Genomic DNA, 627 nt, shown 5'->3' with positions numbered 1-627 from the left:
ATCCCAGGCTGGAAGCTTCGCCGGGGGTAAAGGGACGATTTCGTTGATTTCGGGGACTGTGGGGTTCGCGTAGGAAGCTCTCGCGAGTATTCGCCAGATTTTTTCATAGCGTTCGGAGCGTTCAGGGTCTTCTTGTTGCCCGAGGTAGTACATCGTATTAATGGAAGGATGATTTTGAAATGCTTCCTTCAAGCGACTCGCGGCGCTCTCACCGCCTCCGGCAACGCCCATCTGTAAAACCTCAATTGCGTCTGTATATTTTTTATCATCCCTAAGATAAATCGATAGCATGACGGCTGCCTTGCCATGCCCTTGCTGGGCAGCGCAACGATACATATCGAGCGCGACTTTCGGAGCGATGTCGCTCGGTGCCAATTTTTCTCCTACGTAGTATTGCGCCTGAGCATTTCCCTGGTCAGCAGCCTTACGGTAGTAACGCAAGGCCATTTCCGAATCCTGTTTCAACCCAGCCGAGCCCTGCTGCAAGAAGATCCCCACGAAGTAATATCCCGTGGCAACACCGGCGTCGATTAGGTGTTGGCTCAAGCGCAAGTGTTCATGGCCATGGAGCTTGAAATGTTGGCGCATCGCGCCGTTCTGCAAGTTGATGTTGGCCTTGTAGTGTTG

General features: G+C 52.5%; 1 protein-coding gene. It reads right to left on the bottom strand.

Annotation, left to right across the window (positions count from 1 at the left end; translation table 11 throughout):
- Positions 1–627: SEL1-like repeat protein (locus tag NPS56_RS30965; RefSeq protein ID WP_274078171.1), on the bottom strand; the 627-nt coding region annotated here is incomplete at both ends.

It is taken from the genome of Pseudomonas putida (genome assembly GCF_028682635.1).
In the GTDB taxonomy this organism is placed as follows: Bacteria; Pseudomonadota; Gammaproteobacteria; order Pseudomonadales; family Pseudomonadaceae; genus Aquipseudomonas; species Aquipseudomonas putida_AE.
Note: the sequence above shows the minus strand (reverse complement) of the source record. Positions and strands in the feature narration are given on the sequence as shown.